This window comes from Bradyrhizobium sp. Kon10 (assembly GCF_055807395.1).
Genome location: NZ_JBVVOZ010000277.1, coordinates 1 through 258 on the forward strand (window position 1 = coordinate 1; position 258 = coordinate 258).

At 58.1% G+C, this 258-nt stretch carries 1 protein-coding gene; it reads right to left on the minus strand.

The window, feature by feature from the left end; translation table 11 throughout:
- Positions 1 to 258: hypothetical protein (locus AC0L2O_RS37020; protein WP_473373235.1), on the minus strand; the 258-nt coding region annotated here is incomplete at both ends.

Here is a 258-nt window from a genome sequence, read left to right on the forward strand (position 1 = left end):
TAGATGGGGTTACCGATCTCGGCGATCTCAGGAGAATAGACCGTCTTTTTAGTCGCCCAGATTTCCGGGAAGTTCGTCTCTCGCCACTCCGTCCATCCTTGCTGGTGACCGTTCTTCCCGCTGTCGTAGATCTTGTACGACGCCGGCAGGGGGCACGAGTGCATTATTCCCTCGGTCCCGTATGCCGACAGGTCCCAACTCTCCGTCCACGCCAGCGGATCCCATGACATGAAGTCGACCGTGACCAACTTGTCGGGG